16 protein-coding genes and 1 pseudogene are annotated in these 21,201 nt (G+C 71.3%); 10 read left to right on the top strand and 7 right to left on the bottom strand.

Annotated features, from left to right (window positions below):
- Window positions 1-2 precede the first annotated feature (2 nt).
- The 3 genes from IO29_RS21760 to IO29_RS21770 all read right to left on the bottom strand — a co-directional run bounded on the left by IO29_RS21760 (window position 3) and on the right by IO29_RS21770 (window position 3,101).
- The gene (locus IO29_RS21760) at window positions 3-587 is read right to left on the bottom strand and encodes an ArsR/SmtB family transcription factor (RefSeq protein WP_030380760.1); all 585 of its coding nucleotides are present in this window, start codon (window positions 585-587) and stop codon (window positions 3-5) included.
- A gap of 105 nt (window positions 588-692) precedes the next feature.
- On the bottom strand, window positions 693-1,778 hold the full coding sequence (locus IO29_RS21765) for a DNA polymerase III subunit beta family protein (protein WP_078618356.1): 1,086 nt from the start codon (window positions 1,776-1,778) through the stop codon (window positions 693-695).
- 87 nt (window positions 1,779-1,865) lie between these two features.
- A complete protein-coding gene (locus IO29_RS21770; protein WP_234307567.1) occupies window positions 1,866-3,101 on the bottom strand; it encodes an FAD-dependent monooxygenase in 1,236 nt (411 codons plus the stop codon).
- A 174-nt stretch (window positions 3,102-3,275) separates the two neighbouring features.
- On the opposite strand from IO29_RS21770, the gene IO29_RS21775 reads away from it, so the two are divergent.
- Window positions 3,276-3,788, top strand: a complete 513-nt coding sequence (locus tag IO29_RS21775) for a MarR family winged helix-turn-helix transcriptional regulator (protein ID WP_030380763.1) — start codon at window positions 3,276-3,278, stop codon at window positions 3,786-3,788.
- On the opposite strand, the gene IO29_RS21780 is transcribed toward IO29_RS21775, so the two are convergent.
- Genes IO29_RS21780 through IO29_RS21790 form a run of 3 tightly spaced genes read right to left on the bottom strand, consistent with a single transcriptional unit; the run spans window position 3,785 to window position 6,335 of the window.
- The gene (locus IO29_RS21780) at window positions 3,785-4,945 is read right to left on the bottom strand and encodes an oxygenase MpaB family protein (RefSeq protein ID WP_030380764.1); all 1,161 of its coding nucleotides are present in this window, start codon (window positions 4,943-4,945) and stop codon (window positions 3,785-3,787) included. The genes IO29_RS21775 and IO29_RS21780 overlap by 4 nt on opposite strands.
- Window positions 4,946-5,005: 60 nt before the next feature.
- Window positions 5,006-6,058: a polyprenyl synthetase family protein gene (locus IO29_RS21785; RefSeq protein ID WP_030380765.1), complete on the bottom strand. Its 1,053-nt coding sequence runs from the start codon at window positions 6,056-6,058 to the stop codon at window positions 5,006-5,008.
- Complete coding sequence (locus tag IO29_RS21790) at window positions 6,051-6,335, bottom strand: hypothetical protein (RefSeq protein WP_030380766.1); 285 nt, start codon at window positions 6,333-6,335, stop codon at window positions 6,051-6,053. The genes IO29_RS21785 and IO29_RS21790 overlap by 8 nt, the downstream gene beginning before the upstream one ends.
- Before the next feature lie 215 nt (window positions 6,336-6,550).
- On the opposite strand from IO29_RS21790, the gene IO29_RS21795 reads away from it, so the two are divergent.
- The 9 genes from IO29_RS21795 to IO29_RS21845 all read left to right on the top strand — a co-directional run bounded on the left by IO29_RS21795 (window position 6,551) and on the right by IO29_RS21845 (window position 18,937).
- Complete coding sequence (locus tag IO29_RS21795; RefSeq protein WP_158709363.1) at window positions 6,551-6,997, top strand: PH domain-containing protein; 447 nt, start codon at window positions 6,551-6,553, stop codon at window positions 6,995-6,997.
- Window positions 6,998-7,162: 165 nt separating this feature from the next.
- Window positions 7,163-8,212 (top strand): LacI family DNA-binding transcriptional regulator, encoded by a 1,050-nt coding sequence (locus tag IO29_RS21800; protein WP_033226214.1) that lies wholly within the window; start codon window positions 7,163-7,165, stop codon window positions 8,210-8,212.
- A 120-nt stretch (window positions 8,213-8,332) separates the two neighbouring features.
- Window positions 8,333-9,619, top strand: a complete 1,287-nt coding sequence (locus IO29_RS21805) for an ABC transporter substrate-binding protein (protein WP_030380769.1) — start codon at window positions 8,333-8,335, stop codon at window positions 9,617-9,619.
- 106 nt (window positions 9,620-9,725) lie between these two features.
- Complete coding sequence (locus IO29_RS21810; protein ID WP_030380770.1) at window positions 9,726-10,751, top strand: carbohydrate ABC transporter permease; 1,026 nt, start codon at window positions 9,726-9,728, stop codon at window positions 10,749-10,751.
- Between the two features lies 1 nt (window position 10,752).
- A complete protein-coding gene (locus tag IO29_RS21815) occupies window positions 10,753-11,646 on the top strand; it encodes a carbohydrate ABC transporter permease (protein WP_030380771.1) in 894 nt (297 codons plus the stop codon).
- Between the two features lie 141 nt (window positions 11,647-11,787).
- Window positions 11,788-13,605 carry a glycoside hydrolase family 76 protein gene (locus tag IO29_RS35645; protein WP_078618357.1) on the top strand — a complete coding sequence of 606 codons (1,818 nt, stop codon included), beginning with the start codon at window positions 11,788-11,790 and terminating at the stop codon, window positions 13,603-13,605.
- 215 nt (window positions 13,606-13,820) lie between these two features.
- The gene (locus tag IO29_RS21830) at window positions 13,821-15,521 is read left to right on the top strand and encodes a glycoside hydrolase family 13 protein (protein WP_030380774.1); all 1,701 of its coding nucleotides are present in this window, start codon (window positions 13,821-13,823) and stop codon (window positions 15,519-15,521) included.
- Window positions 15,522-15,978: 457 nt separating this feature from the next.
- Window positions 15,979-17,715, top strand: a complete 1,737-nt coding sequence (locus tag IO29_RS21840) for an IlvD/Edd family dehydratase (protein ID WP_030380776.1) — start codon at window positions 15,979-15,981, stop codon at window positions 17,713-17,715.
- Between the two features lie 34 nt (window positions 17,716-17,749).
- Complete coding sequence (locus IO29_RS21845; RefSeq protein WP_030380777.1) at window positions 17,750-18,937, top strand: fumarylacetoacetate hydrolase family protein; 1,188 nt, start codon at window positions 17,750-17,752, stop codon at window positions 18,935-18,937.
- A gap of 27 nt (window positions 18,938-18,964) precedes the next feature.
- Here the strand turns inward: IO29_RS21845 and IO29_RS21850 are convergent.
- Window positions 18,965-21,171 (bottom strand): annotated as a pseudogene (locus IO29_RS21850) (glycoside hydrolase family 3 C-terminal domain-containing protein).
- Window positions 21,172-21,201: the final 30 nt, after the last annotated feature.

The raw sequence follows: 21,201 nt of genomic DNA on the forward strand, positions 1-21,201 counted from the left end.
TCTCATTCCGTGGTGAGGGGGAACGCGTGGGTGTGGACGCGTACGTGGGCGGCGTCGGGGGCGTCCTCGCCGGTGGCCCGGTCGCGGTAGGTGTCGATGAGCGCGTGCATCTTCTCGACGAGTTCACGGGTAAGTTCGGGCGTCAGCCGCAGCGTCGCGCTGCTCATGTCCCACGTGCGGTTCCACTCCTCCGGCCACGTCTGACGGTTGCCCAGCCAGGTGGACAGGTCGCGGGTCTGGGTGGTGGCCACCTCGTGGAGGTACATGTCGGCGGCGCCGCGCACGTCCGGGTTGGTGTCCGTGAGGAGGGCGTCGTCGAAGTGCAGGCCCTTGTGCACCGCCTTCCACCACCGCTCCCGCCCCTTGCCCCGCTCGGGGGCTTCCTCGATGAAGCCGTGGGCCGCGAGCTGCCGCAGGTGGTAGCTGGTGGCACCGCTCGACTCGCCCAGTTTCTGGGCGAGTCGGGAGGCGGTGGCCGGACCTTCGAAGCGCAGCGCGTCGAGGAGTCGCATGCGCAGGGGGTGGGCGAGCCCGCGCAGGGAGCGGGCGTCGAGATTGCGGACCTGCGAAGGCTGGGGCTCGGGCATGTGGACAAAGATAGCTATGCAAAGCAGTCTTTGCAACGGACTCTTTGCAAGTCGTCGCCCGTTGCCCGCAGCGAGTACGTCCCTATGTCCGCAGCGAGTACGTCCCTAGTCCTCCAACCGGACCGGCATCAGCAGCGAGAACGTGTGCTCGTCGTCGGGCCGGCGGATCGCCAGGGGAGCGGTCGGGGGGCCGAGTTCCAGGACGAGCCGGTCCCGGGCTCCGGCGGTGAGCGCGTCGAGCAGGAACGCGCGGTTGACGGCGACGTTGCCCTGGTCGTCGTCGCCGTCCTCGCAGAGGGTCACCCTGCCGTCGTCCGTCATCCTGAGCACGCTGAGGTCGCAGGCCGGGCCGTCCTGCTCGCGCGCCTCGCCCGCGCGGACGGGGCCGGTCTCCAGGGCCTCCCGCAGGGCCGCCACCTCGACGAGGGCGCGGCGCCCGGCCGGCGGGTGGACGAGGCGGCGGTAGTCGGGGAAGTCGTGGTCGAGGCACTGGCCGGCCGTGCGGCGGTCACCGGCTTCCAGCGTCACGCGGCCGCCGTCCACGGCGAGCCGCACCGGGCCCTCGTCGCTCAGCAGCGCCCGCATCGCGTCGACGAGGGGGACGGGCACGACGACCTGCACGCGGTCCGTGGTGTGCCCCGTGGCGTGTGCCCGCGCGACGGCCATCCGGTAGCGGTCGGTGGCCACGACATGGAGCCCGTCGTCCTCCACGTCGAAGAGGACACCACCGAGCATCGGCAGCTCGGGGTCCGAACCGACCGCGAAGCGGACGGCGTCCAGCGCGGCGTCCAGTTCGGGCGCGGAGACGGTCAGGCGGGTGGCGGCGGTGGTACGGGGCGAGGGCATGGGGTTCTCCCTTTGGTCGAGCACTGCGTGGAGCGTGGAGAACTCGCTGCGGGCCGTGGACAGCCCCCGTTCGAGACGGCGCAGGTGCGCCTGGAGGAGCCCGCGCACCAGGTCCGTGTCCGCGCCGGACCAGCCGGCCAGCACCAGCCGGATGTCCGCCAGCGGCATGCCAGCCCGGCGCAACCGGGCCAGCAGCCGGGCCTCGTCCAGCTGCCCGGGGTCGTACCAGCGGTAGCCGCTGACCGGGTCCACCCAGGTGGGGACCAGCACACCGGTGCGGTCGTAGAACCGCAGGGCGCTCACGCTCAGCCCGCTCTCCCGGGCCATCTCCCCAATGCTGCGCATCTCGCTCTCCACACCCGGAACCCTGGGCCCTCGACAAGGTCGAGGGTCAACCCCGGTGACCACCGGCCGCCCGAGTGAGGTGTCGCCTCACTCCGCTCCCGCGTAATCCGGCAGCACCAGCGCCGAATGTGTCTCCCGCCGCTCCGCCGCCCGCTGGGCGGTCCGGGCCGCTTGGGGGTCGCGGATCAGGGCGTTCCGGGCCTCCAGTGCCTCCCGTGTCGACGGGGTGATGACCGTGCCGCCGCCGGTGGCCAGTGCCTGGTTGCGCTCGGCGAAGGGGCGCAGCCGGCGCTCGTACGCGGCGAAGGCCTCGGCGTGGTCCGCGTGCGTGGCCAGTTCGCCGGCCAGGATGTACGCGCCGACGAGCGAGACGCTCGAGCCCTGCCCCGAGATGAACGACGTGGCGTGCGCCGCGTCGCCCGCCAGGGCGACCCGGCCGTGGGACCAGGTCGGCATGTGGATCTGGCTCACGATGTCGAAGAAGAGGTCGTCGGCCTCCCGCATAGCCTTCACCAGACGCGGCACGTGCCACGCCTGCTCCGGGAAGCACGACGTGACCAGGTCGCGCTGGGCACGCGGGTCGCGGAACGCCTCGAAGGGCGGCGTGTCGCGGAGGAAGGTGAGGAAGCCGTGCACGGGGTCGTTGGGCTCGTAGGAGTAGACGACGGCGGCCCGTCCCGGTTCGTTCCAGACGGCGGCCTCGTGCGAGAGGCCGAACTCGTTGGGCAGGGTGAAGCCCGCGAAGACGTGTCCGAGGTAGCGGTGGAACGGCTCCTCGGGGCCGAAGACCAGCCGGCGCGTGTTCGAGTGCAGTCCGTCCGCGCCGATCACCAGGTCGAACGTGCGGTACGTGCCGCTGTCGAAGACGACGTGCACGGCGTCCCCGTCGTCGTCCAGCGTGGCGATCGAGTCGTTGAAGAGGAACTCGACGCGGTCCCGCAGTGGCGTGTAGAGAGCGTCGGCCAGGTCGCCGCGCCGGACCTCGAGGTCCAGGCCGGCCTCTCCGCCGGTCATCTGTTCGGGCTGGATCGAGCCGACCGTCTCGCCGGACGTGTCGACGAACGTGATCCGCCGGGTGTCGACGTGCACCTCGCTCAGCCTCGGCAGCAGACCCATGCGGTCCACGACCGCCCGGGCCGTGCCGCGTATGTCGATCGGGTACCCGCCGCCACGCACGGCGGCGGCCTTCTCGACGACGGTTACCTCGAAGCCGTACCGGTCGAGCCAGTACGCGAGCGTGGGACCGGCGATGCTCGCCCCGGAGATCAGGACCCGGCGGGCGGTGGGCGTGGGATGCGTGTGCGTCATGGGGGTGGCAGTCATGGTGGCACCTTTCCGCCGGGGCGGGCCCGGCCTGGAGAACGGCACGCGGCAGCCCACGGAGGCGCCAGGATGCGTACCTTAGGTATCCTTTATGGAGTCATACGGCGCCCTTGGCGCCGTGACTCCGCTCCCCACGATATAGATACCTAACTCAGGTATGCAAATGGAGGTGCCATGATCCCCGAGTCCCCCGGGGAGCCCGCGCCCGCGGTTTCGCACGACGACCTGCTCGCCGTACTGCCCCGGCTCACCCGGCTCAGCGCCGCGTTCAGCAAGGGCCGGCTCGTCGAGCGCGCCGCGGAGGCGGCCGGTCCGTCCCTCGACCGCCCCGCCGTGGGCGTGCTCGTTTCCCTGCGCGCGGCCGGCGAGCCGCTGCGCATCGGGGAGATCGCCGACCGGATGCAGGTCGTGGGCCCGCACGTCACCCGTCAGGTGCAGCTGCTGGAGAAGCGTCACCTGGTGCGGCGCATCGCCGACCCCCACGACCGCCGCGCGAGCCTCATCGAGCCGACCGAGGCGGGGGAGGAGGCCGCCAACCGCTATGTGGCCTCCCTGCTCGGCTGGTTCGCCGGGGTCCTCGCCGACTGGCCGGCCGAGGACCGCGACGACCTCCTCCGCCTCCTCGCCCGCTTCGCCGACGATGTGACGGCCCGGCTGGCGCTGCCCGAAGAAGATCTTGAAGCCTAGACGACCGTGGGCGCCGGCGGCGTCCACCGGTGGCTGCGGGGTACGCCGCCGGAGACGCCGAAGTCCTTCCTGAGCTGTTCGGGAACGGCGTAGTGCATGACCCGGCCGCGGGTCAGGGAGGACAGTTCGAAGAGCGTGGTGAAGTGGCCGAGCCGGTCCAGGGCCCAGGCGCCCAGCGGCGAGCGGTCCTCGATGCTCTCCACCACGCCGAGCAGCGCGGGAGCCGCCTTGACCAGCCGGTCCCAGGAGGTGCGGGGCACCTGGAGCCAGTCGGCGCAGGTGTCACCGATCAGGTACCGGATCAGGGCGGAGACGACCGGGTCGAACAGCGTGCCCGGCACGACCTCCTCGTACAGGTCGATCAGCTGCCGGGTCAGATGGGCGCCCTCCGCCGACGGACCCATGTGCCGGACCATGTACAGGTCGAGGAACTCCCGTCCCTCCGCCACGTTCCTGGGCACCGCGTCCTGGTCGACCCCGAGGAGGGCGCCGACCACGCGCCAGGCGTAGAAGTAGGCCTCCGCGCCCTCGGCGGACATGTGGATGCCCAGCCGGTGCAGACAGTCCAGGACGAGCATGGAGAAGAACATCTGCCCGCCGATCATGTCCTCCTGACAGATCGGCACACCGTGCGCCGCCGTGTCCCAGCGGTTCTCGCGCGTGAGGTGGTGGCGGATGGCGGCGTGCAGCAGGCGCACCTTCTGCGCGGCGGGCAGGAAGCGGCTGCCCGCCTCGAAGGCGTCTGGCTGCATCAGGTAAACGGTGAACTGCCCCGTCTCCGCCATCCGCTTCGACGGGTAGTTCAGCCCGTGCGTGGCCGACAGCAGCTTCGCCACGTGCGGGACGACGTAGCAGGCGGGCATGGAGGCGAAGGACAGCGCGGTGGAGATGTGCACGTTGTTGTCGGTGAAGAACAGCCGCGCCTTCTCCATCTCCGTCCAGTCCACCCAGGACGGCGGCGCGGAGGTGGCCCGCAGATACTCGCGGGCCACCTCGGGCAGCCCGTCCGGCAGCGGAGCGCCCGCGGTGGAGACGTACCGCATCAGGGTGTTGAACTTTCCCACCTCCCCGCGTGCGAACAGGGTGGCCACGACGGTGTCGGCGAGCTTGTCGCCGGACTCGCGCAGGGCGTCCAGCGACGACTGGCTGTAGGGCATGACAGCGGTCCTTCCTCGGCTGCGGATCCCGCCGCCCGCCGGGCGGGGGACGGGGAGTGGTCAGTGGCGGCGGTCGGTGGCCGAGTGGGCGAGGGCGTGCAGGGCCCGCCGGGCAGGGGCGGGCACGGTGAGTCCGTCCACGACGGCGGTGGCCTCCCCGACCCGCGCGTCGATCATTTCCTCCACCCGCCGGGGTGCCTGAAGCCGCACCATCAGCTCCCGCACCCGGGCCAGGTCCCCCTCGTCCAGGTCACGGCGGCCCAGCACCCCGGCCAGCTCGGCGCGTTCACCGGGCGGCGCGGCCCGCCAGGCGTGGGCCAGCAGGGCGGTGGGCCGCTGCCCGCGCAGGTCGTCCAGGGGTGCCTTGCCGGTGCGCGCCGGGTCGCCGAACAGGCCCAGCAGATCGTCCCGGAGCTGGAACGCCTCGCCCAGCGGCAGCCCGTAGGCGGAGAACCCGGCACGCAGCTCGGGCGCGGCACCGGCGAGCAGTCCGCCGAGGAGCAGCGGCTGCTCGACCGTGTACTTGGCGGTCTTGTAGCGGATCACCTTCAGCGAGGTGTCCGGGTCCGGGCGGGCACCGGTGTGCAGGAGTTCCAGACACTCGCCCGCGATCAGCTCACGGGCCAGCTCCCCCCACAGCGTCCGGGCCCGCGCGAGGTAGGCGGCCGGCAGACCGCAGCCGGCGAACAGCCGCCCCGCCAGCGCCATCAGGTGGTCGCCGACCAGCATGGCCAGGTCGCGCGCGAGGGCACGGGCGCGCGGCCGTCCGGACACGGCGGAGCGCAGGGCCACCTGGACGGTCGGCAGGCCGTGCCGCAGCGGGCTGTCGTCGATGAGGTCGTCGTGGACGGTGGCCGCGGCGTGCACCAGCTCCATCGAGGCGGCCGCCCGCAGCAGGGCGTCACTGTCGGGCTGCCCCGCCGCACGCCAGCCCCAGTAGCAGAACGCCGCCCGCAGCCGTTTGCCGTGCCCGGCGGCCCGCCCCAACTGCTCGGCCACCGGCCGCAGGGCCTCGTCGATCGCCAGCAGCTGTTCGCCCTCCTCGGCCAGGAACGCGCTCAGGACGCCGTCGACACGTGCCTGGAACGCCTCCGGCTCCCAGCGGTCAGGCATCGCCGCCGGGGGCCTGCCGCCGGGCCAGTACGTGCTGGGCGAGGACTTCGAGGTGGGCGGGGGGCGCGGTCGCCAGCCGGTCGAGGAGGAGCCGGCCACGTGCCGCCAGATCCTGTTCCGCGTCCCGCGCGAGGTCGGCGCCGTCGCTGCGGCGCAGCAGCCCCCACACCTTCCCGGCGACCGACCCCGCGGTGCTCACCGCCAGCTCGGCCAGGCCCGCCGCCAGCAGGACGAGATGTTCGTCGCGGGGCTGCCGCGGTCGCGCAGTGGGCGTCATGCCGTTGACCTCCGGGGATCGCGTGCCGGTCCGGGCGCACGCCGGCCCGCGGCGCCACCCACCGATCATGGAGCGGCGGCGGGTGCGCACGACTCCCGGTTACCGCAACGAGTGACAGGAGGAACTGGTGTGGGAGCGTCCGCCGGCACGGTGCCGTCCCGCGGCAGCCCGGTCTAGGGTGTGCGGAAACAAACGCTCGTTGTGCGGGGGCTGACATGGTTGAGGCGGGGAGCACCCCGGCGGCGTGGCGGGTTCCGCCGGTGCAGATCGCGGCGCTGATCCTGCTCGCCTGCCCGTGTGCCGCGGTGAACATCTACGGGCACCCCTCGGCCGCACTGCGGCTGCTGACGCTCGCGGCGGGCGCGGCGGCACTGGTGACGGCCCTGGTGGGCGCGCGGATGTACCTCGTGGTGGACGGCGAGGGGATCGCCGTCCGGTTCGTCGGCCGGGAGCAGTGGCTGCCGTGGTCGTCGGTCGCGCAGGTCGACGTCGTCACCGGTGTGCGCGGTTCGGAGACCATCCGGGTCAGCCGCGCCGACCGTACGTACGTCGATGTGCCGCCCTCGCTGCTGCAACCGTCCCGCCCGGTCCGCAAGCCGGTGGCCCGCACGCTCCTGCGTGACGCCGTACGCCGGATCGAGGCGCTGCGCCCCGGGGCGTGAGCGGTGCCCGGCCTTCCGGAGCGTGCGCACGGCGGCCCGCGCATACCCATGGCGGCCGCTGGATACACTTGCGCACCGCCCGCCTCGCGAAGTCTCGGCGGTGTGGCGTGGACGTCCTCAGTGGTCACGCCGGGTGGTCGCGGGGACCGGGGATGAGAGGGGACCATGTCCCGTAGTGCGGGCGACAAGGTACCGACCATGGTGGACGTCGCGCGGCGCGCCGGCGTCTCGCCGAGCACGGTCTCCTATGCCATGACCGGCAGCCGGCCCATCTCCGAGGCCACGCGCACCCGGATCCAGCAGGCGATGGCCGAACTGGGCTACCGGCCCAACGTCTTCGCCCGGGGGCTCAAGAGCAAACGCAGCCACATCATCGCGGTGCTGTTCCCCAAGGACGGGCAGGGGATGAACCTCGGCTCGATGGAGTACATCTTCGGCGCCTCCGACCACGCCCAGGACCGCGGATACCACCTGCTGCTGTGGACCTCGGGGGCCGAGGCGCTCGACGACCTCGCCGGCCTGGCCCAGCAGGGACTGGTGGACGGCGTCCTGCTGATGGAGGTCCGGCTGGAGGACCCCCGTATCGAGGTCCTGCGGAACTCGGAGCTGACCTTCACCATGCTGGGGCAGAACGCCGACCCCGGTGATCTGGACTACGTCGACACCGACTTCGACCAGTGCGCCCGGCTGGCCGTCGAGCACCTCGCCGGGCAGGGGCACCGCCATCTCGGCTTCGTGCACCAGGACGCCGCGACGATCGCCTCCGGACGCGGCAACGCCATCCGGCTGCGCGACGGCATCCTGCGGGCGGCGCGGGACGCGGGCGTCGAACTGACCGCGCTGACCTGCCGGAGCACCCCCGCCGGAGGCCGGCAGGCGTTCGCCGAACTGCTCGCCGCGCAGCCGCGGACGACCGCGGTGATCGCGTTCAACGAGCAGGCCACGCCCGGCATCATGGCCGCCGCGGTGGGACAGGGCCGCCGTATCCCCGAGGACTTCTCCGTGGTGTCCATCGACATGCCGGCCCAGGCCGCCGAGATGACGACGCCGACGATGACCACGGTGGGACCGGGCGCCGCGGCCATGGGCAAGGCGGCGGCCGAGATGCTGATCCGCCGTATCGAGGGACAGCAGCTCAGCACCCCTTCGCAGATGCTGTTCGACGGTGAGCTGGTGGTCCGGGCGAGCTCCGGACCGGCTCCCGGGCCGCGCTGATCCGTTATCGACCCGTAATCCGGCCGGATCTTTTCGCCATTGACTCGCCCCAGGGCGCACTTTAACGTGCTCGCAACATCGTCGAATCGTATCGATTCCATGGACGAAGGGGAGCGCCTCATGGGTGCAAGGAGGGTCGCGACCGTCGCGGGCATGCTCAGCGCGGCGCTGGTCCTGGCCGGCTGCGGCGGTTCGGGCAGTGACGGCGACAGCGCGGCGCAAGGAGTGAAGGCCCGCGGGCCGATCACCTTCGTCACCTACAAGGACAACAGCGGCGTCCTTCCGTTCATCGCCGATACGTGGAACAAGGCACACCCCGACGAGAAAGTGACCATCAAGCAGCAGAGCGACCAGGCCGACCAGCAGTTGTCCGACCTGGAACAGCACTTCCAGGCGAAGGACGCCGGCTACGACGTCGTCACCGTCGACGTGGTGTGGACGGCCGAGTTCGCGGCCCGGGGCTGGATCATCCCGCTCACCGACCAGTTCGCCGTGGACACGGGCAAGCTGCTCCCGGCCACCGTCAAGTCGGCGACCTACAACAACAAGCTCTTCGCCGCGCCCTACAACTCGGACGGCGGGCTGCTCTACTACCGCACCGACCTGGTCTCCAAGGCGCCCACCACCTGGGACGAGCTGATCGACGACTGCGCGGGCAAGACCACCAAGGGCACCATCACCGGGCCCAAACCCGGCTGCTACGCGGGCCAGTTCGCCAAGTACGAGGGCCTGACGGTGAACGCCGCCGAGGCGATCAACGCCACGGGCGGTTCGATCGTCGGCAAGGACGGGCGCAGTGCGACGGTCGACTCCCCGGAGTCCGCCAAGGGCCTTGACTTCCTGGTCAACGGCGTCAAGGACGGCTACATCCCGAAGGAGGCGCTCGGCTTCCAGGAGACCCAGAGCCTCAACGCGTTCGAGTCCGGCCAGCTGATGTTCATGCGCAACTGGCCGTACGCGGTCGCCATCCTCGACGGCAAGGGATCCAAGGTGGCCGGCAAGTACGGTGTCGCCCCCCTGCCCGGCCCCTCCGGCCACGGCGCGTCCACGCTGGGCGGTCACAACCTCGGCATCAGCGCCTACTCCAAGCACAAGGCGACCGCCCTGGACTTCCTGAAGTTCATGGAGTCCGACACGGTCCAGCGCAACAACCTGACCGTGGGCACGCTGGCGCCGGTGGTCACCTCGATGTACAGCGACCCGAAGCTCACCAAGAAGTTCACCTACCTGCCCGACCTGCTCAAGAGCATCCAGACGGCGGTACCGCGCCCCATCACCCCGTTCTACCCGGGTGTCACCGAGGCGATCGAGACCAACACCTACGCGGCCCTACAGGGCCGGACGACCACCGAGAAGGCGCTGAAGGACATGCAGGCGGCGATCAAGTCCGCCACCGCCGGCGGCTGACCGGCCCGGCGGGGGAGGGGGCCCGCGGACCGCCTCGGCGGCCCCGGCCCGCCTCCCCCTCCGGGTCACGACGTCGGACGGTGCCTTTACCGCAAGGAGCACAGCCATGACCGTAGCCGGTCACGTGGAACGAAGAGCCGTGGAGAACCCACCGGGCGGCGGCCCGCACCGGACCCGGACCCGCCGGGGCGCCACCCGCCCCCGTGAGGCGCGGCGCGCCTACCTGCTGATCGCGCCCGCCCTCCTCCTGCTGGCCCTCATCGTCGGCTACCCCATCGTCAAGGCCGTCTACCAGTCGTTCCTGACCGACCCGGGCCTGGACAAGGCCACCGGGATGTTCAACGAGGGCAACAGCTGGTTCGGGCTGCACAACTACACGCACTGGCTGCTACAGCAATGCGCCACCGCGGACGGCGGCTACACCTCCTGCCCGAGCGGAGCCCTGGGGTCGCAGTTCTGGAGCTCGGTCGGGGTCACGGTCGGCTTCACCGTCGTCGCCGTCACGCTGGAGACCGTCATCGGCATGGTGTTCGCGCTGACGATGCACCGGGCGTTTCGCGGCCGGGCCCTGGTCCGTGTCGCGATCCTCATCCCGTGGGCGATCCCCACCGCGGTCACCTCCAAGCTGTGGCAGGTCATGTTCGACCCGCAGGGCGTCATCAACAAGCTCCTCGGCACCCACTACGCCTGGACGTCCTCCCTGTGGCCGGCCCGGTCCGCGATCGTCATCGCGGACACCTGGAAGACCACGCCCTTCATCGCCCTGCTCATCCTGGCCGGCCTCCAGAACATCCCCGCGGAGACCTACGAGGCGGCGAAGATCGACGGGGCGAACGCGTGGCGCAGGTTCACCAGCGTGACCCTGCCGCTGGTGAAACCGGCGCTCGCCGTCGCCGTCGTCTTCCGCGCCCTGGACACCCTGCGCATGTACGACCTGCCCAAGATCCTGACCGGCGGCTCCAACGGAACGACGACGAGCTCGATCCTCGTGGTCAACCAGCTCACCAGAGGCACCAATTCGGCCTCCGCGCTGTCCACGATCACCTTCGTGCTCATCTTCGTCATCGCCTTCGGACTGGTCCGCCTGCTCAACGCCAACCTGTTCGGCGCGCAGGCGAAGGCGGTGAGGTGAGATGACGACCACGACCGCGACCCCCGTCCCGACCGCTCGGGCGTCCGCCCCGCGGCGAGGCCGGGCCATCAACTGGGGCACCGTCGGAACCGCCGTCACCACGATGATCATCGTCGTGTGGTGCCTGGCGCCGTTCTACTGGATGCTCGTGCTCGCCTTCCGCGACAACGAGCACACCTTCGCCACGGACCTGTGGTTCAGCCACGTCACCCTGGACAACTTCCGGTACGCGTTCGACGCGGAGTACAACCCCTTCGCGCGCTCACTGCTGAACAGCCTCCTCATCGGCGCGGTGGTCACCGCGGTGTCCATGGTGATCGGTGTCTTCGCCGCGTACGCGCTGGCCCGGCTGTCCTTCCGCGGCAAGGGATTCGTCCTGACGGTGATCCTCGGCGCCTCGATGTTCCCCGGCGTCGCGATCCTGACCCCGCTGTTCCAGCTGTTCAGCAGCTGGCACTGGCTGGGCACCTACCAGGCGCTGGCCCTGCCGCAGGTCTCCTTCTCGCTGCCGCTGGCCGTCTACACGCTGACCAGCTTCTTCGCCGAGATGCCGTGGAACCTCGAAGAAGCGGCCCGGGTGGACGGCGCCACCTCCGGGCAGGCGTTCCGGCTGGTCATCCTGCCGCTCGCCGCACCGGCCATGTTCACCACGGCGATCCTGGTCTTCCTCGCGTCGTGGAACGAGTATCTGCTCTCCAGTGTGCTGTCCAACGGCTCGACGGCGGTGGCGCCCTCGACGGTGGCCATCGCCAACTTCACCGCGGGGCCGCACATCGTCCCCTACACCCAGACGATGGCCGCCGGCCTCATCGTGACGGTTCCCCTGATCGTCGTCGTGCTGCTGCTCCAGCGGCGCATCGTGAGCGGTCTGACCGCGGGCGGCATCAAGGGCTGACCCGCGCTGCCCCCCCGGGAACCTCATCCCCTCCCGGCACACACCACCCCCGCACGCACCACCCCCGCACGCACCCCCCATACGGAACGGCCCGCCCCCTCGCGAAGGCCGTTCACCCACAGAAGACAGGGAGCGCAACCCATGAGGTACCGAACCCATGCGGTGAGGGCGACAGGAGTCGTGCTCGCGACCGCGATGCTCACCGGCGGCTTCCTCGCCGGCGCCTCGCCGGCGAGCGCGGCGAGCACGGCCGCCACGTTCAACCGGGCCGACCTCGTCAGGACGACGAACTCCTTCCTCAGCAACTACTACATCGACGCCGGCGACTTCAAGACCGACCTCTCCAACACCTCGGCCATCCACTTCTGGGAGGCCTCCTTCAACCGGGAGACCCTCACCGACGCCTCACAGCTGACCGGGCAGTGGAAGGACAAGATCAGGGAGACCTACTACCGGTACGAGAACACCCACTCGGCCAACCGCTTCGGAAACCCGAACTGCTGGATAGGGAACGACTCGGACTGGAACGACGACTACTCCTGGGCCACCCAGTTCGCCCTCGACGCCTACGAGGCCACCGGCGACCGGCACATGCTCGACCAGGCGAAGTGGCACACGGACTTCTTCTACCGGGACTACTACGACGACGTCCACGGCGGCGGGTTCTGGCGGGAGCGCGGCACCAAGGACCAGAAGGACGTCCCCTCGAACGGCTTCGCGATCGCGGCCGCCGAGCTGGCCCGCTACTACCCGGACGTCACGGTGCACAACAACCCGTTGAACACCGACAAGACGTATCTACAGATCGCCCAGGACACCTACGACTGGCTGAAGAAGAGCTTCCTGCGGCCGGACGGCGGCTTCGAGAACTCCTTCTCCGGACGCTACTGGGACGACAACCTCTACACCTACAACGCCGGCGTCTTCCTGGAGCTGGGCGCGAATCTGTACGACCTGACGAAGGACGACACCTACCTCGCCGACGGGCGGAAGGTCGTCGACTTCGCCAAGTCCCACTTCACCACCGGGAGCAAGCAGATCATCGTCAACGAGGACGATGTCGGCGGCAAGGGCCTCTACGCGCCCGACCCGGTGGGCAACTACGAGATCGTCTTCAAGGGCATCTTCCTGCGCGGGCTGTACAAGTTCATCACGCTGGGCAACCAGGCCCAGTACCTCGGCTGGCTCGGCGACAACGCCCAGTCGTCCTACGACCACCGCACCAACGACCTCCCCTCGGCCGCCTTCGACAAGACCCTCGACAACGGGCGGTCGACGGGAGTGGCCTCCGGTCTCGCGGCGATGACGTACACCCTCGCCGCCCAGAAGCTCTCCGGCCGCATCGAGGCGGAGAGGGGCCAGAAGTACGGCACGGGCCGCAACGAGTCGACCACCTCGGCGTCCGGCGGCCAACTGGTCGGAAGCATGGACAAGGCCGGGGCCGGCGTCGAGTTCCACAACGTCTCGGCGACGAACTCGCTGACCTTCAGGGCCGCCAGCGCCAACAAGGGGGCCAAGCTCAGCCTGTACGTCAACGGCCGCTTCGCGCGGAAGGTCGAATTCCCGTACACCGGGAACTGGAACTCCACCTTCGCCGACACCACCGTGCCGATCTCCATTCCCGACGGGGCGACGGTCAAGCTCCAGTACGACACCGGCGACTCCGCGGCGAACATCGACTACCTCACCCTCTCCGGCTCCCCCGACGCCGCGACGTTCTACGAGGACGCCGACTACTCGGGCAGGGCCGTCTCCCTGGGGAAGGGCGACTACACGGTCGCCCAGCTGGAGGCCGCCGGTCTCAAGAACGACACCACGACCTCCCTCCAGGTACCGGCCGGCTGGACCGTCGACGTCTACCAGGACGGGAACTTCGACGGCACCAAGTGGACGTACACGGCGGACAACCCCAACGTGGGACCGGCGAACGACCGGATGTCCTCCGTCCGGATCCACTGAGCCGGCCCCGGCCCGAAGCGGCCGGACCGACAGAGCAGCAGGCGCGGTGACCGGGTGAGCACCCGGGCACCGCGCCCATGACAGGCAGGCAGCGGGGCGGCACACCGCCGCGGCACGTCCCGGCGGTGCGCCGCCCCCTGCCCGCACCCACCGCCGAGACCGGTTTCCGCGTGCCCGCGGCCCCGCGACGGCGATGCGACGGAAGGACGCAGACGATGGACCCCTGGTGGAAGAGCGCTGTCGTATACCAGATCTACCCCCGCAGCTTCGCGGACGCCGACGGCGACGGCGTGGGAGACCTGCGCGGAATCATCGCCCACCTGGACCACCTCGCCGACCTCGGCGTGGATGTCATCTGGCTGTCGCCCATCTACCCGTCCCCGCAGGACGACAACGGCTACGACATCAGCGACTACCAGGACATCGACCCCCTCTTCGGTGACCTCGACGTCTTCGACGAGCTGCTCGCCGGGGTCCACGCGCGCGGCATGAAACTGGTCATGGACCTGGTGGTCAACCACAGCTCCGACGAACACCCGTGGTTCCTCGAGAGCCGCAGCGACAAGGCGTCCCCCAAGCGCGACTGGTACTGGTGGCGGCCGGCCCGCGAGGGCATGGAGCCGGGCACGCCCGGCGCCGAGCCCACCAACTGGATCGCCGCGTTCGGCGGGTCGGCGTGGGAGTTCGACGACAAGACCGGCGAGTACTACCTGCACCTCTTCTCCCGCAAGCAGCCCGACCTGAACTGGGAGAACCAGGAGGTCCGGCAGGCGGTCTACGCGATGATGCGGTGGTGGCTGGACCGCGGCGTGGACGGCTTCCGGATGGACGTGATCAACCTGATCTCCAAGGACACCGCGCTTCCGGACGGCCGGGTGGCGGGCACCGCGGTCTTCCCCGACAGCGCGGCGGGCTACGTCAACGGACCGCGCGTCCACGAGTTCCTCCACGAGATGCACGAGGAGGTGTTCGCCGGCCGCGACGCGGTGCTCACCGTCGGCGAGATGCCCGGCGTGACCATCGAGGAGGCCGTCCGGTTCACCGATCCGCAGCGGCGCGAGCTCGACATGGTCTTCCAGTTCGACCACGTCTGGGCCGACCGCGGCGACGACCCCTGGCAGCTCGTCCCGCTCAAGCTCACCCGTCTCAAGGCCATCCTCGGACGCTGGCAGGCGGGCCTCGCGGAGCGCGGCTGGAACAGCCTCTACTGGAACAACCACGACCAGCCCCGGGCGGTCTCCCGCTACGGCGACGACAGCCCCGCCCACCGCGTCGCCTCCGCCAAGATGCTCGGCACCGTGCTGCATCTGCACCGCGGTACGCCCTACGTCTACCAGGGCGAAGAACTCGGCATGACCAACTATCCGTTCGAGACCATCGCCGACTTCCGCGACATCGAGTCCCTCGGACAGTACGCCGAGGCGGTGGAGCGGGACGGCCGTTCCCCCGAGGAGGTGCTCACCGTGCTGCGCGCCCGGGGACGGGACAACGCGCGCACGCCGATGCAGTGGGACACCTCGCCGCACGCGGGGTTCACCACCGGGCGGCCGTGGCTGGCCGTCAACCCCAATTACACCCGGATCAACGCCGCCGCCCAGCACGACGACCCCGACTCGACCTACCACTACTACCGCCGGCTGATCGCACTCCGGCACACCGAACCGGCCGTCGTCGACGGCGACTTCACCATGCTGCTGCCGCACGACGAGCGGCTGTACGCCTTCACCCGGCGGCTCGGCGCCACCGAGCTGCTGGTCATCGGCAACTTCACCGGCCGGAGCGTCAGGGCGGAGATCGAGGACGCCGCCGCCTGGTCGTCGGCCGAACTCCTGCTGACCAACGAGGCGGCCCCGCCGGCCGACCTCACGCTGGCACCCTGGCAGGCGGTGGTCTACCGCCGGACGGTCGAGGCCTGAGCCGCCCGTGTGTCGGGGCCTGAGCTGCCCGCGTGTCGGGGCCTGAGCCGCCCGCGTACGCCGTGTGCCCCGGTGGAAGGCGATGTCGGCCTCGACACAGCCGCGGCGGCCGGGTGCCGCCGCCGCGGCCTCCAGGGCCGCCGGGCACTCGTACAGGACCCGCACCTCCCGGGCCCGGCGCTCCGGCGGCAGCACCCGCGTGCCGGTGCGCGGCCGTGGCCGCATTCCTGACATGCACCAGCGCGTGGTCGACGAGCTCGCGCGGCACATCGCGGGCGGCGAGTGGGAGCCGGGCGGGCCGTTGCCGGCCGAGGACGTGCCCGCGCGGTCTCCGCCCGCCCCCTGGACCCCTTCATCGAATCATTCGATGATTGCGTGACAGGGTACGGCCTCCGGGCCACCGCCCGGCAACGCCCCTTCGCGCAGCGGACGACGCCACAGCCACGGGAGTGTGCACATGACCGACGGTCGGGAGAAGAGCCGCCGCAGCCAGGCCTGGTTCGGCGCACGGGGCCGCAGCGGCATGCTGTACCGCTCCTGGATGCGCAACCAGGGCTTCGGACACGAGGTGTTCGACGGACGCCCCGTCATCGGCATCGCCACCAGCGCCTCCGAACTCGCCCCCTGCAACGCACACCTGACCGACGTCGCCGAAGCCGTCAAGCGAGGGGTGTGGCAGGCGGGCGGACTGCCGCTGATGTTCCCCACCATGGCCACCGGCGAGACCCTGATGCGCCCCACCGCCATGCTCTACCGCAACCTCATGGCCATGGAGGTCGAGGAGCTGATCCGGGCCAACCCGCTCGACGGCGTCGTCCTCCTGTCCGGCTGCGACAAGACCACCCCCGCCATGCTCATGGGCGCCGCCAGCGTCGACCTGCCCGCCGTCATGGTCACCGGCGGGCCGATGCTCAACGGCAAGTACCGGGGCCAGGACGTGGGATCCGGCACCCACGTCTGGAAGTTCGAGGAGGACCTGAAGACCGGCCGCATGACCGAGGAGGAGTGCTTCTTCGCCGAAGGGTGCATGGCCCGCTCCCGCGGCCACTGCATGACGATGGGCACCGCCTCCACGATGGCCTGCATGGCCGAGGCGCTCGGCATGCAGCTGCCGGGCTCGGCGGCCTGGCCCGCCGTCGACTCCCGGCGGATGGAGACCGCGCAGGCGGCCGGGCGGCGCATCGTGGCGATGGTCGAGGAGGAGCTGCGCCCCTCGCACATCCTGACCCGGAAGGCGTTCGAGAATGCCATCCGCGTCAACGCGGCCATCGGCGGCTCCACCAACGCCCTCATCCACCTCACCGCCCTCGCCGGACGCGTCGGCGTCGAACTGGACCTGCGGGACTTCGACGAACTGGTCCGCGCGGTGCCCACCCTGGTCAACCTGATGCCCAGCGGCACGTACCTCATGGAGGACTTCTGCTACGCGGGCGGCCTGCCCGCCGTGCTGGCCGAACTGCTCGGCGGCGAACTGCTGCACGGCGAACAGCTCACCGTCACCGGCCGCACCCTCGCCGAGAACACCGCACACGCCGAATGCGTCGACTCCGACGTCATCACCCCCCTCGACGCCCCCTTCCAGCCCGCCGGCACCGGCATCGCCGTCCTCCGGGGCAACCTCTGCCCCGACGGCGCCGTGCTCAAGCAGTCCGCCGCCTCACCGCACCTGCTCACCCACCGCGGCCCCGCCCGCGTCTTCGACTCGCCCGAGGCCTACCACGAGGTGGCCGACGACCCGGACCTCGACGTCGACGAGAACACCGTCCTCGTCATCCGCAACGCCGGCCCCAAGGGCTACCCCGGCATGCCCGAGGTCTCCAACGTGCCCCTGCCCGCCAAGCTGCTCAAGGCCGGCGTCACCGACATGGTGCGCGTCTGCGACGGCCGGATGAGCGGCACCGGGTACGGGACGGTCGTCCTGCACGTGGCGCCCGAGGCCGCCGTCGGCGGACCCCTCGCCCTGGTGCGCGACGGGGACGTCGTCGTCCTCGACGTCCCGAACCGCACCCTGCGCCTGGACGTGGACGACGCCGAACTCGCGCGCCGCCGGCAGGAGTGGCGGGCGCCCGCCGAGCGGTACACCGGCGGCTACACCTGGCTCTACACCCAGCATGTGGAACAGGCGCACCAGGGCGCCGACTTCGACTTCCTGCGCGGCAGCCGGGGACACGAGGTGCCGCGCGACTCCCACTGAGCTCCCACCTTCCGACCCCAGGAGAGCATCGACCGTGGAACCGGCAGCAGCGCGCCCCCGACCGGCCCTCACCCCCGGCTCCGTCCTGCCTGAGGACGCCGACCGGGCCGCCCTCGTCGCCCGCGTCCACGACCCGCGGTGCGACGGACCGTGCGTCGCCGCGGTCCGCGGCGAGCACGTCGTCGACCTGACGGCCCACACGCCCACCGTCTCCGACCTCATGGAACGCGAGGACGCGGCCGCCCTCGTCCGCGAGGCCGACGGCGGACAGGTCTGGCCCCTGGACGCGCTCCTCGACGCACCCGTCGGCCGCCGCGACGTGCCCCATCTGCTCGCCCCCGTCGACCTCCAGGTCATCAAGGCCGCGGGCGTCACCTTCGCCCGGAGCCTGCTGGAACGCGTCATCGAGGAGCGCACCGGCGGCGATCCGGCACAGGCCGCACGGGTACGCCACCGCGTCCAGCAGGTGGTGGGCGGCGCCCTCGACGGCATCCGCCCCGGCTCGCCCGAGGCGGAGAGGGCCAAGGAACTGCTCGTCGCCGAAGGACTGTGGTCGCAGTACCTGGAGGTCGGCATCGGACCGGACCCGGAAGTCTTCACCAAGGCCCCCGTCCTGTCCGCCGTCGGCACCGGCGCCGAGATCGGAGTGCTCGGCGCCTCGGTGTGGAACAACCCCGAACCCGAACTCGTCCTCGTCGTGGACTCCCGCGGCCGGATACGCGGCGCCACCCTCGGCAACGACGTCAACCTCCGCGACATCGAGGGACGCAGCGCCCTGCTGCTGGGCCGCGCCAAGGACAACAACGCCTCCTGCGCGATCGGCCCGTTCGTCCGCCTCCTCGACGAGGACTTCGGCCTCGACACCGTCCGCGGGCTCGACATCGACCTGCGCATCGACGGCACCGACGGCTACGTCCTGCACGGCAGCAGCTCCCTGCGCGAGATCAGCCGCGACGTAGCGGATCTGGTGGCCGCCACGCACGGCCCGCACCACCAGTACCCGGACGGCTTCGCGCTGTTCACCGGAACCCTGTTCGCCCCCACCGAGGACCGGCACGCGCCCGGCGCGGGCTTCACCCACGAGTACGGCGACCTCGTGCGGATCTCCAGCCCGCCGCTCGGCGCCCTCGTCAACACCGTCGTCACCAGCGAACAGGCCGCGCCGTGGACGTTCGGCGTGGGCGCGCTGCTGCGCAACCTCGCCCGGCGCGGCCTGCTCTGACCCGTTCCGAGACGGCGGGAGCCCGCGTCACTCCTCGGCGACCGGCTCCTGTTTCACCGTGGCGTGCAGACGCCGCGTGTGGTCCACCGGGCGCTCGGCCCCGGTCAGCGTGACCGTCGCCGTCAGGCGCGGATCCGCGCTGGACGCGGCCAGCCGCAGCTCCAGCTCGCCCGGTTCGACGACGCGCCGGCCGTCGCGCCCGGTGAAGGAGGCGAGGTCGGCCGGGACCGTGACCCGCACCCGCTGCGCCTGGCCGGGCTCCAGCGCCACACGGGTGTAGGCGACGAGACGCTGCACCGGCTGGACCACGGAGGCGACCGGGTCGTGCAGATAGAGCTGGACGACCTCGGTCCCGGACCGCCCACCCGTGTTGCGCACGGTGAAGGCGAGGGCGAACTCGCCGTCCGTCGGGGCCTCATGGCTGTCCACGGCCAGGTCCGACCAGTCGAAGCGCGTGTAGGACAGACCGTGCCCGAAGGCGAACGCGGGTGTCGGGTCGATGCTGGACACCCCGCTGACATGGGCGAGCGGCGCCCCGAGGTACGTGGCCGGCTGGGAGCCCGGATCGCGCGGCACCCCGACCGGCAGCCGCCCGGAGGGGTTGACACGGCCGCTGAGCACACCGGCGATCGCGTGCGTGCCCTCCTCGCCCGGGAAGAACGACTGCACGAGCGCGGCGGACTCCGCCACGGCGCGGCCCAGCGCGTACGGCCGCCCCGCGAGCAGCACGGTGACCACGGGCGTCTCCCCGTCGAGCAGGGTGTCGAGCAGTTGCTGCTGGGCGCCCGGCAGCGCCAGCGAACCGACGTCGCACCCCTCGCCGCTGGTGCCCCGCCCGAAGAGCCCGGCACGGTCGCCGAGCACCACCACGGCGACGTCGGCCTCGCGCGCCGCCCGGGCGGCCTCGTCGATGCCGGACAGGTCCCCGTCGTCGATCCCGGTGCCGCGGACCAGGGTGATCTCCGCGTCGGGGAACTCGGCGGCGAGCGTGTCGCGCAGCGTGGGCAGCTCGATGCCGAGCGGGGTCCCGGGGTGGCGGACGCCGATGTGCTGGGGGAAGGAGTAGCAGCCCAGCACGGCGACGGGCTCGTCGGCGTTGGGCCCGAGCAGGGCGATCCGGCGCGGCCCGGCCAGCGGCAGGGTGCCGTCGTTGCTCAGCAGGATGACCGCCTCCTCGGCGATCGTGCGGGCCAGCGCGCGGTTGTCCGGACCGTCCAGGTCGACCCGGCCCCGCAGGACCGCCGGGTCCGGGTCCTCGAGATCCGCCCCGTCGAGCGCGGCCGGCACGGGGTCCCAGTCCGCGTCGAGCAGACCGAGCGCCGCCTTCTGGGTGAGCACCCGCCGCAGGGCGCGGTCGACCAGTTCCTCCGGTGTCCGGCCCTCGGCGACGGCCTCGGTCAGGGGTGCGCCGTACGTCTTGACGTTGGGCAGTTCGACGTCGACGCCGGCCCGCAGCGCCGTACCGGCGGCCTCGGCCCAGTCGGCGGCCACGCCGTGCAGGGTCTTGAGGAAGGCGATGGCGAAGTAGTCGGCGACGACGGTGCCGTCGAAGCCCCAGGTGTCCCGCAGCAGCCCGGTGAGCAGGTCCTCGTCGGCCGCCGAGGGGACGCCGTCGGTGTCGGTGTAGGCGTGCATCACCGACCGGGCGCCGCCTTCCCGGACCGCCATCTCGAAGGGTGGCAGCAGGACGTCGGCGCGTTCGCGCGGGCCCATGGAGACGGGGGCGAGGTTGCGTCCGGCGCGGGAGGCGGAGTATCCGGCGAAGTGCTTGAGGGTGGCGACGATGCCGGCGGACTCCAGGCCCTGGACGTAGGCGGTGGCGACGGTGCCGACGAGGTAGGGGTCCTCGCCGATGCGAAGCCCGCGAGGCACTCGTCGTGCGCGAGGGCGGGGATGCCGAAGCGGTTCGTGGCGGCGATGCGTTTCTGGGTGCGGGCCAGGGAGAGGGCGCCCAGGGCGGGGTCGACCGGACGGGTGCCGAAGGGCCGGGTCAGCTGGCCCAGTCCGGCGGGCAGGAGCGCGTCGAGGTCGACGGGCTCCTCCATGTCGTGCTGGTGCGGGGCGACTTCGCCGCCCTCGTCGGAGGCGCCGACCCACACCCCGTACAGCTGGGCGGTCTTCTCCTGGAGGGTCATCGCGCCGATCAGGGCGTCGACCCTGGCGGCGATGGGGACGGTGGGATCGTTCCAGAGGGGAATCGCGGGCAGGGGCTCCACGGCCACGTTGACAGTCACTTTCCTTCCACGGACGGCGTCAGGGCTTCG

The organism is Streptomyces sp. NRRL F-6676 (assembly GCF_000725625.1).
In the GTDB taxonomy this organism is placed as follows: Bacteria; Actinomycetota; Actinomycetes; order Streptomycetales; family Streptomycetaceae; genus Streptomyces.

Bases quoted from the DNA above. Each gene is read 5' to 3' on its own strand.
- IO29_RS21760 (WP_030380760.1), bottom strand. From the start codon at position 587: ATGCCCGAGCCCCAGCCTTCGCAGGTCCGCAATCTCGACGCCCGCTCC.
- IO29_RS21765 (WP_078618356.1), bottom strand. From the start codon at position 1,778: ATGCGCAGCATTGGGGAGATGGCCCGGGAGAGCGGGCTGAGCGTGAGC.
- IO29_RS21770 (WP_234307567.1), bottom strand. From the start codon at position 3,101: ATGACTGCCACCCCCATGACGCACACGCATCCCACGCCCACCGCCCGC.
- IO29_RS21775 (WP_030380763.1), top strand. From the start codon at position 3,276: ATGATCCCCGAGTCCCCCGGGGAGCCCGCGCCCGCGGTTTCGCACGAC.
- IO29_RS21780 (WP_030380764.1), bottom strand. From the start codon at position 4,945: ATGCCCTACAGCCAGTCGTCGCTGGACGCCCTGCGCGAGTCCGGCGAC.
- IO29_RS21785 (WP_030380765.1), bottom strand. From the start codon at position 6,058: ATGCCTGACCGCTGGGAGCCGGAGGCGTTCCAGGCACGTGTCGACGGC.
- IO29_RS21790 (WP_030380766.1), bottom strand. From the start codon at position 6,335: ATGACGCCCACTGCGCGACCGCGGCAGCCCCGCGACGAACATCTCGTC.
- IO29_RS21795 (WP_158709363.1), top strand. From the start codon at position 6,551: ATGGTTGAGGCGGGGAGCACCCCGGCGGCGTGGCGGGTTCCGCCGGTG.
- IO29_RS21800 (WP_033226214.1), top strand. From the start codon at position 7,163: ATGTCCCGTAGTGCGGGCGACAAGGTACCGACCATGGTGGACGTCGCG.
- IO29_RS21805 (WP_030380769.1), top strand. From the start codon at position 8,333: ATGGGTGCAAGGAGGGTCGCGACCGTCGCGGGCATGCTCAGCGCGGCG.
- IO29_RS21810 (WP_030380770.1), top strand. From the start codon at position 9,726: ATGACCGTAGCCGGTCACGTGGAACGAAGAGCCGTGGAGAACCCACCG.
- IO29_RS21815 (WP_030380771.1), top strand. From the start codon at position 10,753: ATGACGACCACGACCGCGACCCCCGTCCCGACCGCTCGGGCGTCCGCC.
- IO29_RS35645 (WP_078618357.1), top strand. From the start codon at position 11,788: ATGAGGTACCGAACCCATGCGGTGAGGGCGACAGGAGTCGTGCTCGCG.
- IO29_RS21830 (WP_030380774.1), top strand. From the start codon at position 13,821: ATGGACCCCTGGTGGAAGAGCGCTGTCGTATACCAGATCTACCCCCGC.
- IO29_RS21840 (WP_030380776.1), top strand. From the start codon at position 15,979: ATGACCGACGGTCGGGAGAAGAGCCGCCGCAGCCAGGCCTGGTTCGGC.